This is a genomic window from Candidatus Frackibacter sp. WG13, from assembly GCF_900114655.1.
GTDB lineage: Bacteria > Bacillota > Halanaerobiia > Halobacteroidales > Acetohalobiaceae > Frackibacter.
In genome coordinates this window covers 12,945-28,220 of sequence record NZ_FOTT01000005.1, presented here as the reverse complement: position 1 = coordinate 28,220, position 15,276 = coordinate 12,945, and the positions used below count along the sequence as shown (strand labels likewise).

The 15,276-nt window shown below is 27.9% G+C and carries 14 protein-coding genes; all 14 read right to left on the bottom strand.

The window, feature by feature from the left end; all coding sequences use genetic code 11:
* Nucleotides 1-22 precede the first annotated feature (22 nt).
* The 14 genes from BM077_RS04165 to BM077_RS04100 all read right to left on the bottom strand — a co-directional run bounded on the left by BM077_RS04165 (nucleotide 23) and on the right by BM077_RS04100 (nucleotide 15,273).
* A complete protein-coding gene (locus BM077_RS04165) occupies nucleotides 23-622 on the bottom strand; it encodes a DUF6036 family nucleotidyltransferase (RefSeq protein ID WP_089748422.1) in 600 nt (199 codons plus the stop codon).
* Nucleotides 623-635: 13 nt separating this feature from the next.
* Entirely contained in the window at nucleotides 636-848 is a 213-nt protein-coding gene (locus tag BM077_RS04160) for a hypothetical protein (RefSeq protein ID WP_089748423.1), read from the bottom strand.
* Between the two features lie 138 nt (nucleotides 849-986).
* The gene (locus tag BM077_RS04155; RefSeq protein WP_089748424.1) at nucleotides 987-1,832 is read right to left on the bottom strand and encodes a DUF3307 domain-containing protein; all 846 of its coding nucleotides are present in this window, start codon (nucleotides 1,830-1,832) and stop codon (nucleotides 987-989) included.
* Between the two features lie 160 nt (nucleotides 1,833-1,992).
* Nucleotides 1,993-2,634, bottom strand: coding sequence for a SatD family protein (locus tag BM077_RS04150; protein WP_089748425.1), 642 nt, complete (start codon nucleotides 2,632-2,634; stop codon nucleotides 1,993-1,995).
* 197 nt (nucleotides 2,635-2,831) lie between these two features.
* The gene (locus BM077_RS04145) at nucleotides 2,832-3,209 is read right to left on the bottom strand and encodes a PH domain-containing protein (protein WP_089748426.1); all 378 of its coding nucleotides are present in this window, start codon (nucleotides 3,207-3,209) and stop codon (nucleotides 2,832-2,834) included.
* Nucleotides 3,210-3,231: 22 nt separating this feature from the next.
* Entirely contained in the window at nucleotides 3,232-4,008 is a 777-nt protein-coding gene (locus BM077_RS04140; RefSeq protein ID WP_089748427.1) for a nucleotidyltransferase domain-containing protein, read from the bottom strand.
* Between the two features lie 37 nt (nucleotides 4,009-4,045).
* The gene (locus BM077_RS04135; RefSeq protein WP_089748428.1) at nucleotides 4,046-4,363 is read right to left on the bottom strand and encodes a nucleoside triphosphate pyrophosphohydrolase; all 318 of its coding nucleotides are present in this window, start codon (nucleotides 4,361-4,363) and stop codon (nucleotides 4,046-4,048) included.
* 117 nt (nucleotides 4,364-4,480) lie between these two features.
* Nucleotides 4,481-4,696: a putative Se/S carrier protein gene (locus BM077_RS04130; RefSeq protein WP_089748429.1), complete on the bottom strand. Its 216-nt coding sequence runs from the start codon at nucleotides 4,694-4,696 to the stop codon at nucleotides 4,481-4,483.
* A 5-nt stretch (nucleotides 4,697-4,701) separates the two neighbouring features.
* Complete coding sequence (locus BM077_RS04125; RefSeq protein ID WP_089748430.1) at nucleotides 4,702-5,850, bottom strand: aminotransferase class V-fold PLP-dependent enzyme; 1,149 nt, start codon at nucleotides 5,848-5,850, stop codon at nucleotides 4,702-4,704.
* Nucleotides 5,851-5,867: 17 nt separating this feature from the next.
* Nucleotides 5,868-7,259 carry a BREX system Lon protease-like protein BrxL gene (brxL, locus tag BM077_RS04120; RefSeq protein ID WP_089748431.1) on the bottom strand — a complete coding sequence of 464 codons (1,392 nt, stop codon included), beginning with the start codon at nucleotides 7,257-7,259 and terminating at the stop codon, nucleotides 5,868-5,870.
* Between the two features lie 18 nt (nucleotides 7,260-7,277).
* A complete protein-coding gene (locus tag BM077_RS04115; RefSeq protein ID WP_090003446.1) occupies nucleotides 7,278-9,875 on the bottom strand; it encodes a PglZ domain-containing protein in 2,598 nt (865 codons plus the stop codon).
* Nucleotides 9,876-9,879: 4 nt separating this feature from the next.
* Complete coding sequence (locus BM077_RS04110; protein WP_089748433.1) at nucleotides 9,880-13,854, bottom strand: hypothetical protein; 3,975 nt, start codon at nucleotides 13,852-13,854, stop codon at nucleotides 9,880-9,882.
* Complete coding sequence (locus tag BM077_RS04105; RefSeq protein WP_089748434.1) at nucleotides 13,854-14,465, bottom strand: hypothetical protein; 612 nt, start codon at nucleotides 14,463-14,465, stop codon at nucleotides 13,854-13,856. The genes BM077_RS04110 and BM077_RS04105 overlap by 1 nt, the downstream gene beginning before the upstream one ends.
* Nucleotides 14,455-15,273: a DUF4007 family protein gene (locus BM077_RS04100; protein ID WP_089748435.1), complete on the bottom strand. Its 819-nt coding sequence runs from the start codon at nucleotides 15,271-15,273 to the stop codon at nucleotides 14,455-14,457. The genes BM077_RS04105 and BM077_RS04100 overlap by 11 nt, the downstream gene beginning before the upstream one ends.
* Nucleotides 15,274-15,276 lie beyond the last annotated feature (3 nt).

Genomic DNA, 15,276 nt, shown 5'->3' with positions numbered 1-15,276 from the left:
TCTTTATTACAGATTAAAATTTTTAATCTTTCATTTCTTTCATATCTTCCTCAGATTTTTTTCTAAACTCTTGTATTTCTTCTAATGTTCTTTCCTCTTCTGCTCTTTTATAAACATATTCCCAATCAATTTCTTCATGATTTAAAATAATCATACCGATGATCCATTCTTCATCAGAATACTCTCCCCAATGCTTATATCTATTTAGACGATCAATAATTATATCTTCAATCCCAATAAAATAAGCGTTTAACCCTTCATTTATTTCAACCTTAGTTAACCTATCACTATCACCAGCCAATGGTCCAGAAGGCACCTCTATTGCAATATCTATATTTTCATCTGTTAAAACCCAATACTTACCTTCTTTATCGAAACCCAAAGATTTCAAAATAGAATTTACCTCATAAATTGAACATGTACACAACATATCGATATCCATAGTTGCGTAACCACCAGAAGTATAAAATTCTACTGCATGTCCTCCGACAATAACTGGCTTTACTCCAATATCTTTCATAGCTTCAGTAATTATAGCTATAATTTCTATTCTTTTTGCAAAATCACTTCTAGACGATTCAATTGTTTCTCTAATCATTCTTTTAAGTTTATCTGTATTCATAATATATAACCCCTTAATAAATAAGCTTATATTCTCGTTCTCCAGATTTCTTTAAAATTTTTTCTCTTCTTTTCTTTGCTAATTTATATAATAGAATTCTCTTTTCTCTATCTCTTCTTTTTGAATTGTTATTAGATTTCTTCTCCAAACCATCTCTTACTTTTAATAAATCAACCTTTGATGTCTTTCTTTTTTTATTATACTCGTTAAAAGAGATCTTTCTCATTATTATCCCTTCCTTTTACTTTTAAACCTTGAAATTCGAAACTATTCTTGTCACTTTATTATATCATAAACTCTAAAAACTTAAAACAAATCAAATGTTAACCAAGAAAGCTAATTTAATAGCAGATTCTTTATTAAATTATAAAACTTCATATAATATAAAATTACCACTATAATATATAGAAATAATCATAGTTAGAACTAGTCCAATAAACAGACTGACCAACAAACTAGCAAAAGTACCAACTATATAATAATCAGCTAAATCTTGCTTATTAAAGTTGTTAAATCTAGCAATTGACTTGGCAGCAAATACTAAAGAAATTGCACCTAGGCTTTTACATAATATTAAAGTCAGGATCACTATCCTCTCTAGTTGTCCTATTAATTCACCTATATTATTCCTGTTTGACTCTATTTTAGTTGATATAAGACCAATTGTTTTTTCATTGTCATTTCCACTAAAATTAAATTTATCTAATACCCTTTTAACTAGTATAGCTCCAGCTGTCCAAACAAAAATATAAGCAGAAATAATTAAGATTAAAATAGCCCAATCTTCTTTAGTTAATGATAAGCTTTTAAAAACAGGAAAAGACTCAAGAATTAATCGATTAACATAATTCCCTAAAAAATTTACTTGGATGTATTTGACTTTAGGATAAAAACTTATTATAACCATTAAATGAAATATTTGATCTATAATAAAGAAAAGAACAAAATTTGAATATCTCTTTTCTAATTTTATTTTAATCAAATCTATAGTTATATGGAGGATTGTGATTGCAGATATTATTATAAGTAATTGATGTGAGAAAAAATGAAATGTTAACCCTAAGGATGTTATGAAAACCACTATACCATGTTTTATTAAAGAATGATGATTTATCATTTTATTTTTAGCCAATTCATTACTTTGAAGTACGAAGTCAGATATGAAATGAGATAATATAATTAAAGATAAAATAATTTTAGCATTATGCACTTGACCACCTCATTTATAATAAAGGATGTTATTAGCAATTAGTCTATGATTTAAAATATAGACTACAGAATCTATATTTGTTATTATAGACTACAGAATCTATATTTACAGATATAGTTTACACAGTTTATATAGAGACTAAGATACAAAATTCGGATTTCTAATTATCATCTAGGACTTTTAAATATTTCTTTATATTATTTTCTGCTTCTTTTATTTGAGGATATAAAGCTTTCTTTAAATTTGCACTAACTGTTGCTTGAGATATATCTAATTTTTTAGCAACTTTTTCTTGAGTTTCAAGTTCTTTATATAGCTTTACTATCTTTTTTTGGTGAGTTGTTCGAAATGATTGATTAGATTCAATAAAGTAGACTAAAGTATTAATTAAATTACTTGCTTCATCTGCAAATGAGTAACAAATACCAGGCTTTCTATTCTTAGCTCTTTTTAACATCTTCTTTGCCCGATGATAAGCTTCTCCATCTAATTCTGAGGTAATAGGATTAGCAAAAAGGGCAGTAGATAAAGTTCCAATACCAATTCCGAAGACAATTTGGCTTGGTTTCATATATTCTTTAAAATCTTGAACTAAATCATAACTGATAGAAGTACTAGAAAGAAGCCCCTGAACTGAATCTCCTTCTTGGACCAAAAAATCTGCGATAATGACATCTTTATATTTAGAGTTAATCTTCTTTATAACATTCTTAAATTTATCTTTAAGTTTATTCCTATCGTCTGCTTTTTTTGATTCTACTATATCGCCTATAACAGCACAATAATTTATTTCATCTATCATAGACTATCCCTCACTTTAGTTTTATATTTAAATAGTAATTATTTTCTTTTCACTTTATTATATCATAAATGCTAAAAATTTGAAAATAATAGATTAATAAAGGTTTAGTCATAAGTGACTAAGTTATTATAAACTATAATATCAAAAATAAAAAGCTACGAACTTTGACAATAATTAATCCGCAGCTTTAAACAGTATTATAATAAGTATTTAGCTAATGTTTTCTGAACCTCTAAAATATTATCTCCCTTTTTTCCGAACTGTTTTTGTAATGGCATATTTGACCCTGCAATCCAAAGCTTTAACTCCGAATCAGCATCGAAAGTCCCAGCTGTTTCTACACTAAAATGTCTAATGCTTTTATATGGTATTGAATGATATTCTACTTTATTTCCGGTCATCCCTTGTTTGTCGATAAGTAAAAGACGCTTATTAGTGAAGACAAAATAATCTCTTAATACTTTATAACCTTTTTCGATCTCTTCTCCTTCAATTACTATTTCTCTTAACTCTTCTTCTAAATCTGACATATCCATCTCCGTTGCATTGCCCATTAAACCATCTAAAAAGCCCATATAATCTCCTCCTTGGTATTAATTATATCACTCCAAACACTTCATCTAAAGTATTTCTGAATAATTTATTTAATTCTTCATAACTAACAGAGTCTATATCCTCAACGGCTCTTGCATACTCTTCATAATACGCAAATTCTTCTTCAATAAAATTATTAATAATATCAATCTTCGGTTCTATATCAAGCTCTTCGCCAGCTCTCTTTCTCTTTAATAATTCCTTTATCTCCTTATGTAAATGCATATCTAAAACTTGAGAGTCTAATAATTCTTCAAAATTCATCGGCACTGCCGTCTTATTAGCTTCTAACCATTTACAAGCTAAAATAGGTCTTAAAACATAGAAATACTTCTTTATTTTAACTTTGTCTCCTTGTAAATAAGCTTTATAATTCCCTCTAGCCATATTTAAATAATGATATATACTTGACTTTATTGAAAAATACTTATCATTTAATTCTCTTAACCTGTTAATCGCTGAATACCTTTCAATATATACTATCGGTGAAAATAACCACTCTATAAGTGCTGGATTAGATTTTTTGAATAAGTATAAGGCTTTTTTAAGATCCCAGCCGCTTATATCTAATTTATTATTAATGGGGTATTCTAATACGTCTCGCTTCTTATCAATTGATAGGTACCACTCTACTGGACGTAGATATATGAAACGAAGATCATAATCACTGTCTTTAGATGGAAAGCCCCAAGCTCTACTACCGGATTCGACGGCATATAAGATCTTGACTTCTTCCTCTTTTTCCATTTTATTTAGTTCCGATAAGATTTCTGTGCGCATTGGTATCAGCCTTTCATGTTAATTAGGTAACCCTTTATTATTCAATAACCTTCTTTAATATAATCCCTTTTTTAAATCCACCTCTATCTTCTTTCTTCTTTTGCTTAATTTCGAATAACTCGTCCCAGTCAATCCTTAGTATATCTAGTAAACCTTCTATTACTTCTAATATATCAGCTAACTCTTCTATATTCTGTTCCTCTTTAAACTCATTAACTTCTTCCTGCAACTTTGTAACTAAGTATTCTTTATATTCTTCACCACTAACAATTCTATATCCTGCGTCTTTATTATCAGCCTCAATTATTTCAATTATCTTATCGCGAACTAATTTGTTATACCTCTTCTCTCCCATTTATTCTGGCCTCCTATCTCTTTGTAAATATAGAAATAGAATACATAATCTATATTTCTAAGTGTATATTACACAGTTTACTATCTAGAAAAAAATAATTGTCTTTAAAGGAAAACATCATTTTTTTATTTTAACATATCGAATTATCTCTGTTTGTAACATCTCTTCCACTTTATTAATATTATTGCATTTAATCTTAATAGATAAGCTACAACAATCTTCTTCGTCATCAGGTGTAGGAACAATTTCCAATTTATAATTATGCTTTTCTAATAATTCTTCTGCTAAAAAAAGATTATGTGTAGTAGGAAAAATAATCAAGTTATAATTCATTCTCTTTAACCCCTTATTTTTACAATTTCAGTTAATGCTTCTAAAAATTTATCTATTTCATTTGTATTATTAAAATAACTGAGACTAATTCGTACTGTTCCCGTGTCATATGTTCCAATGCTTTTATGAGCCAAAGGCGCACAATGCAAACCAGTTCTAACTGCAATATTATATTTTTTATCAAGTAAATTACCAATAGTCGCAGATTTAATCCCTGACACTTTAAAAGAAACTACACCAGCTCTATTCACACTAATATTTGAATTAATAATTCTTACCTTGGGTATATTATTCAAACCCGAAATTAACTTTACCAATAGTTCCTCTTTATACTGTTTAATTTTAATTAATGATATTTTATTAATAAAATCGATTCCTGCTCCTAAGCCAGCAATTCCAGGAGTATTCACTGTACCACTTTCGTATTTATCCGGTAAAATATTAGGGTTTAATTTAGCTTTAGAATTTCCTCCAGTTCCTCCCTCAACCAAAGGGGTTAACTGAACATCAGAATTAATATAAAGTCCACCAGTGCCTTGAGGACCATACAACCCTTTGTGACCAGTAAAAGCAAGAAAGTCTATATTTAATTTCTGAACATCTATAGGTAAGACTCCAGCAGTTTGAGCAGCATCAACTAAAAAATTAATGTTATTATTAACTGCTATTTTTCCTAATTCCTTTATAGGTAAAATACTACCTGTTACATTAGAAGCGTGAGTTAATACCATTAAACGAGTCTGAGAATTAATAGAATTATTAACTTGCTTCAGAAATTCTTTCCTTCCTTGCTCGGTATCAACTATTGTAAGATTAATTATGCCTTCTTCCCTTAATCGATTCAAAGGACGATAAACAGCATTATGTTCTAAACTACTAATAATTACATGATCACCTGACTCTAATAAGCCTTTAAAAACTAAATTCATAGCTTCAGTAGCATTCTTAGTAAAAATTATCTCTTTACTATTTCTAGCATTAAAAAAATTAGCTAGTTTTCTTCTTGTTTGAAATACTACCTTGCTAGCTGATAAAGCAGCTTTATGACTTCCTCGACTAGGATTACCACTTTTATTTCTTAATGTTTCCATTATTGCCTCATAAACTGCATCTGGCTTTTTAAATGTTGTAGCTGCATTATCAAAATATATCATAAGCTAATCCCCCATTTTTATTTAATTCTAAACCCAATTGTCTTATTGAAGTCTTCTTTTCCATTAATATTATAATTCTGATCTACAACAAACTGTCTATACTCTACAGCATATTGAGTTAATTTACTTAACTGTTTATCAGTAAGTTGTCCATTAGGATACAATAACTTAATAAAGCCAGAAACAATCTTTTTAATATTTTGCTCATCTCTAATGGCAGCATTTTCAAACTTAATCCGATTAAGTATATAATCATAGTTACTTCTGCGTAAGCGATTAAGAATTTCACTAAAGTAATCTGCGGTAAACCCATAATGTTTAGTTAAACTCACATTACTATCTTTAATACTCTTTAACTCCCAGCCAGGGATAACCCCTGCTAAACGGTCTAAAAATGCAGCATGTTTTAAGTCCTCATGTAATAATTCATCTAACATTTCGGCTTTATTTAATTTATTTTTAGGTAGATTCCCTACCATTACGACACCACAATTACTTGTTTTTTCAACTCCCCCTCGATCAAACTTACCAGAAGCAAGGTATTGATATAACTTATTTATAACATCTTCATCGATCCCTTTCTTTTTCACTTTATCAATTTCATCAAATAATACTACATCATACTGCAGCAATAATCCTTCCTGCTTAGTCTTTAAATTAAAGAATAATTGTGGAGCTGTAACCTTACTCCCAGAAATTACTCGCGAATAAGAGGAAAGATTTTCAAAAGCATAAGTCTTACCAGTACCAGGAGCACCAAATTCCATCATAAAAAGATTATTTTCAACCATTGGTAGTAAGCGGGAAATTAAAATCATCTTTTCGCGCTTAGAATAAGCATTATAATTTAATCCTATGGTACTAATTAAAGCATTAACCCATTCTTCGCTATTAAACTCACTTCTCGCTTCTACAAAATCATTTATTTTTATATTTGCTAATTGAAATGGTTTGAACTTTGTTAATTCTATTGTTTTTATTTCTGGATTATACTTTACTTCACCTAACCCCCATAGACCATCAATTAATAATCTTTCATTATCTTTTAAAATACTATTATAAACTTGAGCATCTGTAACTCCCATACTTGGAATTTCTAAATTATTTTCTTGTTCATTCTTTTTAGTTAAATTAATCTTTACTTTAAACTTATCTATCACTTTCATCCTAAAATTTGTCTGTAATTTATGCCTTGCTTTTTCCTTTGCTCTACCTTCAACACGACATTCTTTAACATACTGGTGCATTTCTTTCAAGTTTTCTTCGGTTACTCCATCTTGACAAAAATAACCTAATAAGTATTCTGAAACATAACGAGGTAAATCATCAACTTCATTCTTTAATGCAACTTCTTTATCAACAACTGCAGAACCGAAGTTATCTTTAAATTTTTTTTCCCATTCTTCCATACTCACTTTTCACTCCTTTTAAAATAATTCGCGTGATTCTTTTAATGACTTATTAATTCTAGTTTTACTACTATCTTCTATTGTTAAAGATAAAGATTTATTTAATTGCTTGTGTTTCCCAGCAAAGTTAAAATTTAAATTAATTTCCTCTTCAATTTCCCCACTTTCATTAGGTAGTAAATTAATCTGAAATGTAAGTGAATCATTCCTAGACATGAACCCTATCTCCTCAGTAATTCCAAAGTGAGCAAATTCTAAAACTAAATCTCGTAATGGATAGTTATTATTATTAACCAACAGTAATTCTAATTGCGACTCTTTTTCTGCAACCAATTCAGAGTGTATTAGTTGCAATTCAGGAATATTAAAAGTACTTTCCTTCTTTTCTAAAATTGCAAATGGAATTATTGTTTCACTCATACTCACACCACCGTGAGTATAATCACCTCTACATGCACCTGGATAATAACCATATTTACTTATTAACCAAAAATAATTCTCACCATTTACATCAGTCTTAGGAAGATAAAAGCTTTTCATAGTATCTCGGTCAATAATATGCCAATAATCATCTTCCATTTGTAGTAAATGTTTTTTTACCTCTTGATATTCTTCTTCTATAAATTCCTTACCATATACCTTTAAATAACGACCATGAGACTCAATCATTAAATCTTTACTTTTAAGATAATCTTTGAAATTTTTGTTTAAATTATAGGACTGATGTTGAGCAATTTTAATCGAACCATGATCAGTAGTCACAACAATTTTAGCTTGAGTTAAATAATCAGATTTAGAGATCGTCTCAGCTATATTTTTAACCTGATTTTCAAATAAAACAGTAATCAATTCACTATTAATATCTTTAAAGCCATGGAACATCTCGTCTCCTTCAGTAAAAATAAATGAATAAAGGTCTGCTTTTTCAGTTATTAACTCTTTAAATGCTTTTTTACCACCTTTAGCAAAAGATATTTTATTATGGACAAAATATCTTTGTAAATGTTTTACTTCATTATGAATACCATGAGTAAATTGACCAGATACTTTTTTCTGCTGTAAATCACTATAATTCATCCCTGCGAATAAAGAACGACGAGAGATATCAGTCACCGAAGGAATTAAAGATAAAGTTACTTCGTCTTGCTTATTAGTCATTACAAAACCATATTTCTCAAAAATACTACTGATAATATCCCACATATCCCATCGCATAGCATCAATAACTATCATAATTACGGGTGTACCTCGATTCATAATTCTTTTAATTTCTTCTAACTTAGAACAGATTCCTAAATTTTCTTCACTACTAATCAAAGACTCATAATTATTAATTAGATATTCCTCATACTGCCTATTAATTTTATTTAATTCAGTTTCTACTTTTACTTTAACTGAACTAAGATTTAAATTATATTTACCGGCTAGCTTTTCAATTATATTAAAAATATTCTTTTCTTCCTCTAAATTATTATTTAAATCTAAATATTCTTCTCGATAGAAGGTTGTCCAATCTGTAAAATTATTATCTAAGTCCACAATATTTCTTAGTTTATATAATAAATTTAATAATTTTTTAAACATATTAAAATTCTTTAGTGCTTTCTCGAAATTAAATAGAGGTGCAAATTTTTTTTCTATTTTGGATAATAAGGAAAGATAATATTTATCTACCTCTTTTGTAATTAAATCTTTTAATAAGTTTTTTATTAAATAATCAAGTTCGTAATCTAAATAACCTGAAATATTATCTAGATACTTACTATATTCAAACTTATCAGCAAAAATGTCAACCTTATCTTGTTGGCTCTTAAGATAGTTACTTATTGTTTTGAGGAAACTCTCATTATTAAGATATAACCGCTTATAAAAATCTACTAATTTATTTTCTTGTGCTAATCTATAATATAAATTTAAATTTTTGTAATCATAATCTAAATCACTTAAAAACGTATTAAAATTATACTCCTGATAATGAGAGAAAATATGACCAGCTAATAAAAATTCTAAATAATTATTTAATTCATCATTAATAATTGCTTCTTTAATATCTTGTACTAAATCCTTTTCTTCAATTTTATTAAAAACTTTATTAGTAAATATCTCAAAAAGACTACGATTATTTTTAAAAATTTTAATTTTCTCTGAATAATCACTAATAAACCTAAGCAAACTATATTTATTTGATAATAAACTTATGTTTTTTAATTGTAAACGATATAATAATAAATTAGTCTTAAAATCATAGTCGACATTGTAATAATGATTAAAATCCTCTACTTCCTCTAAAAGATTATTATTAATTAAAAATTGAGCAGAAATAGACACAGGAATTTCATAATTGAATTTTTCTTTAAAAGCTTTGAGTGGATCTATCTTTACTAACTTCGTTAAAGCTCCTAATTCCTTGATATCTTGATATAAATTGAAATAATTTTCATTTTGAATAACTATTTCAATTTTACTAAATCGGTCTTGTTCTTTTATTGTTTCAATCATGACTCGTGATCTAACATAACTCTTATCATCATTAACAATAATTGTATGATTCTCCTCTTGGGGAGAATCATACAATTTAAATTTATCTTGAATTAATCTGAAAATAGGATTAATCATCTTATCACTCTCCAAGTTTTAATCCTTCATAGTCTTTAATGTCATTCAACTCATTACATACTTCGTTAAATATATCCTTTATATCCGCAAAAGATATATTATTTCTACCATAAGCCTTAACCTTACTCTCTAATTGCTGCATAAATTCATTTAGTTTAACTCTGTTAGTTTTTTGCACTTCTTCTTCATCTTCAGTTTCAGAAAGTGCTTCATTAATTTCAGGAGCTAAGTCTTCTAATTTAACTTTTAATTTATCTTTATGAGCTATTGCATCATCATTAATTGCTCCAATAATAAAATTCCAGTCATCTAATTTATCAGGAAGATTTTCTTCTAAATATCTATTAATCTTTCCTTGATTAGCGTTAAAATCATCAATATAATTAGTATATATATTAGCTATTTGTTTTCTTTTAAGGTTAATTTTCTTTTCAATATCTGCTGCTCTATTCTCTACTGACTGTAAACTTTTCAAATTACAACTACATTTTGCTACTTCGTCATTATTTATAGTTAATTGGTCACAAGGCTTAAACTGATGCAATTCATTAATATATGCAGAAACTTTAGTAATTTCAAAATTAATTGCTTCAAATTTCTTTATTAATTCTATATAATCTTGCTGTCCATTTAGAATTTTTTCTTTTCCATCCTCAAACTTTTGATAATAAGCGTCATGTGCTTCTTTATATTTCTGATTATATCCAGCAATTGTCATCTTAAGTTCATCTTCTATTTCTGAAATAAGAGTAAAATTAAACGGCTCCTTTTGATAATTACTCCACATTTCTTTTACATTATTTAGTTTTTCCTTTAAATTAGAATAATCACTTAGTATGTGTATTTTCCCTTTTAAATTATCTAATTGCTTTGAAAGATGGTTAATTCTTTTCTTCTTATTGTTAAATACATCTAAATTATCAATCAAATCTTCTATTTCCTTTAAAGTAGCATTATATTCCTTTTCAGGATAAAGATTATCAACTAACTCAATTAATTTCTCATATAGCTTTTCTGGACTCATACTCTTAGTAACTTTTATTAATTCATCTTTTAAGTTAGCTAATGGTTTAGTATTTAAACCTCTACCTTCCATAACATCTTTATCTCTATCCAAATTATTAATAGCTGCTTTTATTTCTCTTCCCAATATAGCAAAGAATTTATTATCTTCCTTTCTACCATGAGGGTCAAAACTTCTATATTGAGAGTTTGGAATAATTTTAGATAAGATTTGCCACACTTCTTTCACTTTTTCCTTCTTCCCAACGTGTGTATCAGGAACTTCTTCCATCTCATAATTACTATTCTTAATGTTAACAATATGATCTTTATTTGGAGCAGTAACAACTTTGCCTTTCCTATCTTTCAAACGAAACTTACCAAGACCTAAAGCTACAGCTATATAAAGTTCAATTAATGCTTCATTTAGACCATAAGGAGCACTTTCTAAAGTTTCAAATTTCTCTTCAATTGACATATTATCATCAGTAATGATCTGCCAAATTTGATAAGATTTCTGACTTACTTCTTCCCTTGGAATCTTCATCTTAACCTTATAATTATCTGGTTGCTCTTCAATAGTAATCAGGTCTAATGGTTTCATAGTATTAAAAATCTGTTTCTGAAAAACAGAACTAGAACTCTTGCTTATCAAATCTTCACCAGTAGCAATCATACGCTTGATAACTGAATTAGACGCTGACCGACTATCAAAATTTTCTACTTCAATCTCTAAAGGAAACTTATCATAATATTGATATAATAATTCTTTAAATAGTTCTTTATCTTGTCTAATATCATCTCTAACAATTCCTTGACCAAATATAAAAGTAAAGTTATTGACTTTACCAAACTTTCTTAAAAATCTATTTCTAATCTTTCCTTCAAGCTTTCGTTTGCGTTGTCCTAATAACTTAGTTAAATCATCATTCTTAATTATCTCGTCATTAGTTTCTAATATTTTAATCGCTCCATATTCTTTCAGATCTTTCTCTTTAAAATATATCTTCTTTGGTAAAGCCAACGCAACATTAGCAGGCAATTCTTGAAATTTAGGTGCATATTTGTTTTTAAAATCAGCTAAATTATATTTCTCATTAAATTTAGGTACTATAAATGTAAGTTTACCATCCTTATTAGTTCTAAAATAGTCTTCTAAATCTTTAACATCAGTAAAATCTTCAGCAGTAGTTAATTTCCCTTCTAACTCTCTGCTTAATGGATAAAGACCTCTATTATACTTTAAATTATACTGCCTTTTAATATCTAAACTATTCTCTTCTTCTTTTAATAAACGCCTTAATTCTCGATACGGATTAACATTTTGTGCTTCCTTAGATATTTCTTGCTCTAAGTTTATTCCTGTATTACTAATTACTAATTGATATTTATCATCATTAAAGACAATATGACTACGATTATCTTCTACTAAGTGGTCCAGTGCTTTAGTTACTTGATTCTCTTCTACAAAATATATATTTTGTAGATCTTCTTTAGAAAGCCCGGCAGTTCTTTTTGCACTTGCTCCTGTAGATAATAAAGAAACATAACTAATGACTAAAGCTTTATTAATCTTAGTTGCTAATTCACTATCTGCTATCTCTCTCATTTGATTATAAACTTTAATCAAATTACGATCTTGTTCAAAAGCAGGTAAAAATTTATCAAAAATATCATCTAATTGGATAAAGTTCAATTCACCATTAACCTCAACATCTTCATTAAAATACCTCTCTTTAACTACTTCTTTTAGAAAAACAAACAGCGTTCTATCTTTTTGAGCGAATTTTTGTGCTACAGGTTGTAGATATATTAAACTTGCTGGGTGTAAAGGATAATAATCTTCTACTGACACTCCATATTGATTCTCCAATTGAGTAATTAACGCCAAATGTTTTTGTTTAATTTGATTAAATTTACTCTTATCTATCTTTATAGTATCTTTTATTAATTCATTTCCTTGATTGAACGCAATTTGACGTTGTTTAAACCTACCAAATACCTTGTTGATATCTTCTTGGTTTGTAAAAGCTTGATTTAGAATCTCCTTTATGTCTACATGAGTTGAGGTAATAAAAGAAATATTATATTTGGAAGTAGGAGCAGTCAGTTGAGCTAAAGTTTGAATATTACCTAAATCTATCTTACTACGTCTTGCTTCAACCGAAGCATCTAAATAAGCAGAAAATTCATCTAAAATAATAATCAGTTCATCATATCCTTGACTTATTAAAAATTCATTAACATCCTCAATAAATTCTTCTAAATTCTTAAAATCATCACCACTACTTAAACCTGCTTCTTTCATTAAGTCTATGTACCTATCTTTTGCTTCTCTTTGATGCCCCTTTAGTCCTTCTAATAAATCTTGATAGTTATAACTCTTTGGGTTTAAGACTTCTTCTAATAGTTTACTTCTAACATCATGTTCTTTATGTGCAATTAAATTATCTAAAAGGTTTTGATAGTTACTCTTTAGAACTACGTTATCAAATTCTTGATGGAGGCGATTGATTACTGCTTCTTGTATTACATCATCAAAATGTTTTTCATTTTCGTTTTCTCCATTGATTCTAACAACTAAGTACTTCATTTCATCAATTATATGATCTAATTGATAATGTAAGTCTGTAAATTCTTTAACCTTATCTAATAACTCTTCTGCTAATCTATCATTTTTCAACTCTAAAATTATACTTAACATCAAAAGAAAATAAGATTTACCAGTACCGTACTGACCACTTATTATATGAGAACGTTGAACATCTACTGAATCAATATCTCCACCTAATTGATCACATCTTTCTGGTGATCTTTTCATAGTAATTGTTTCTAACACATCTGTAAAAAGTTCTGCTAAGTCTTCGGTTAAAATATAATTCTCTAATAAACTTAATTGTTCATTCTTATCATCGGCCCATTTTAAATTAATTACAGGCTGAAAACTTCTTAAACTTACTAAGTCTTTAATCTTCATTATGAACTACTCCCTCCTCTATAAGCTTTAAAATAATGATTATTCTTAAAGTTATTAACTTTAACCTTAGGTAAGTTATATTTATCTGCTAATTCATTTCTGATACTCTCATCTTCTTGCAGATAAAAGAGATTTCTATCACTAAACTCACTTTTAATTATAATCTCTTTCAAGTTTATACTTGTTAATTCAGAGATTGATAATAATAGATGACCTCTTGGTTTTTGAATGAAGAAATTATTAAAGAAATTAGTTAACATTCTTTCCCCACCATTTTGATAAATAGAAATAATTATTGGCTCTAAAGCATCTATTAAATAGAATGAAGACGAAAAAGAAAATTGTTCACTTATATACTTTAAAAAGTCATTACTGGTTAAATATCTAAAACTAACATAACCTCTATCATGAAATTCTTCTAAATAGTCCTTAGTAAAGTTAATGTAATGAAATCCTTTTTGATTCCCTAAATCTTTTAATAAGGTGCTTTTGCCAACGCCTAATTCTCCTAGAAGTATAAAATTTTTGCGCCGATAGAATTTTTCTTCTTTTTGAATTAATCTAAGCTGATTAAATATATCTTTTTGTTCGGTTGATAGTTCATGCTTCATCAACAATCGCCTCTAATATATCATCTTTTGACTTTTTAGGATTGATCCTAATCTGATTTAACCCAGCAATTGTTTCTATTGAAATATACTCCATCTGTTGCAAATCTTCTAAAATCCCCATTACTGTTTCTTCATCTAGGAAGAATATACGACCAAAATTATAATGACCTCGTATAATATCATCTATCTTCATTGCTACTGAACCTTCTTCCCAGCGATCATAAATAATATAAGCACATATTAAAGGTTCAGGCCAATAAGAATAAATTTCATAATTATCTTCGACTTTTTTTACCATTCCTAGTTTTCCGAATCCTGTATTAGGGTTGCTTAATGTGTTGATTGCTTGTCTTGTATAATTATAATGATCATTTTCATCAATATTCCTAATATTATGATCAAGCATTTCTATTTTTAAGTCCTGCAATGAAATTTGATTATTAAGTTGAAAAGAAATATCATATAATATTTCATTAACAATTTTTGAGAAGTATAAATGTGCCCCATTATTACTTCCTCTTACAAGTTTATAATATAATAACGAATATAAATAATCATAGCTATACTCCATATTTAAAATTTTTCTTCCAAAATTAGTTATACTTCTTTTGTCATCTAGTAAATCTATAATTTTAGCATATTGGATGAAACACGTTATTTTAGGCTCACCTATGCCCATTGTTTGTGCTAAATCTTTATTGGTAAAAACCTCTTGTTCCTTTACTAACTTAACTAAATCTAGAATATATGAGACCTCTAAACTAAAACTTTGTTGTGAATATTCATTTTCATAATCTCTTTTTGCCATATC

Coding starts and splice junctions, on each gene's coding strand:
- BM077_RS04105 (WP_089748434.1), bottom strand. CDS start 14,465: ATGAAGCATGAACTATCAACCGAACAAAAAGATATATTTAATCAGCTT.
- BM077_RS04130 (WP_089748429.1), bottom strand. CDS start 4,696: ATGAATTATAACTTGATTATTTTTCCTACTACACATAATCTTTTTTTA.
- BM077_RS04165 (WP_089748422.1), bottom strand. CDS start 622: ATGAATACAGATAAACTTAAAAGAATGATTAGAGAAACAATTGAATCG.
- brxL (WP_089748431.1), bottom strand. CDS start 7,259: ATGGAAGAATGGGAAAAAAAATTTAAAGATAACTTCGGTTCTGCAGTT.
- BM077_RS04160 (WP_089748423.1), bottom strand. CDS start 848: ATGAGAAAGATCTCTTTTAACGAGTATAATAAAAAAAGAAAGACATCA.
- BM077_RS04135 (WP_089748428.1), bottom strand. CDS start 4,363: ATGGGAGAGAAGAGGTATAACAAATTAGTTCGCGATAAGATAATTGAA.
- BM077_RS04140 (WP_089748427.1), bottom strand. CDS start 4,008: ATGCGCACAGAAATCTTATCGGAACTAAATAAAATGGAAAAAGAGGAA.
- BM077_RS04150 (WP_089748425.1), bottom strand. CDS start 2,634: ATGATAGATGAAATAAATTATTGTGCTGTTATAGGCGATATAGTAGAA.
- BM077_RS04110 (WP_089748433.1), bottom strand. CDS start 13,854: ATGAAGATTAAAGACTTAGTAAGTTTAAGAAGTTTTCAGCCTGTAATT.
- BM077_RS04125 (WP_089748430.1), bottom strand. CDS start 5,850: ATGATATATTTTGATAATGCAGCTACAACATTTAAAAAGCCAGATGCA.
- BM077_RS04115 (WP_090003446.1), bottom strand. CDS start 9,875: ATGATTAATCCTATTTTCAGATTAATTCAAGATAAATTTAAATTGTAT.
- BM077_RS04145 (WP_089748426.1), bottom strand. CDS start 3,209: ATGGGCTTTTTAGATGGTTTAATGGGCAATGCAACGGAGATGGATATG.
- BM077_RS04100 (WP_089748435.1), bottom strand. CDS start 15,273: ATGGCAAAAAGAGATTATGAAAATGAATATTCACAACAAAGTTTTAGT.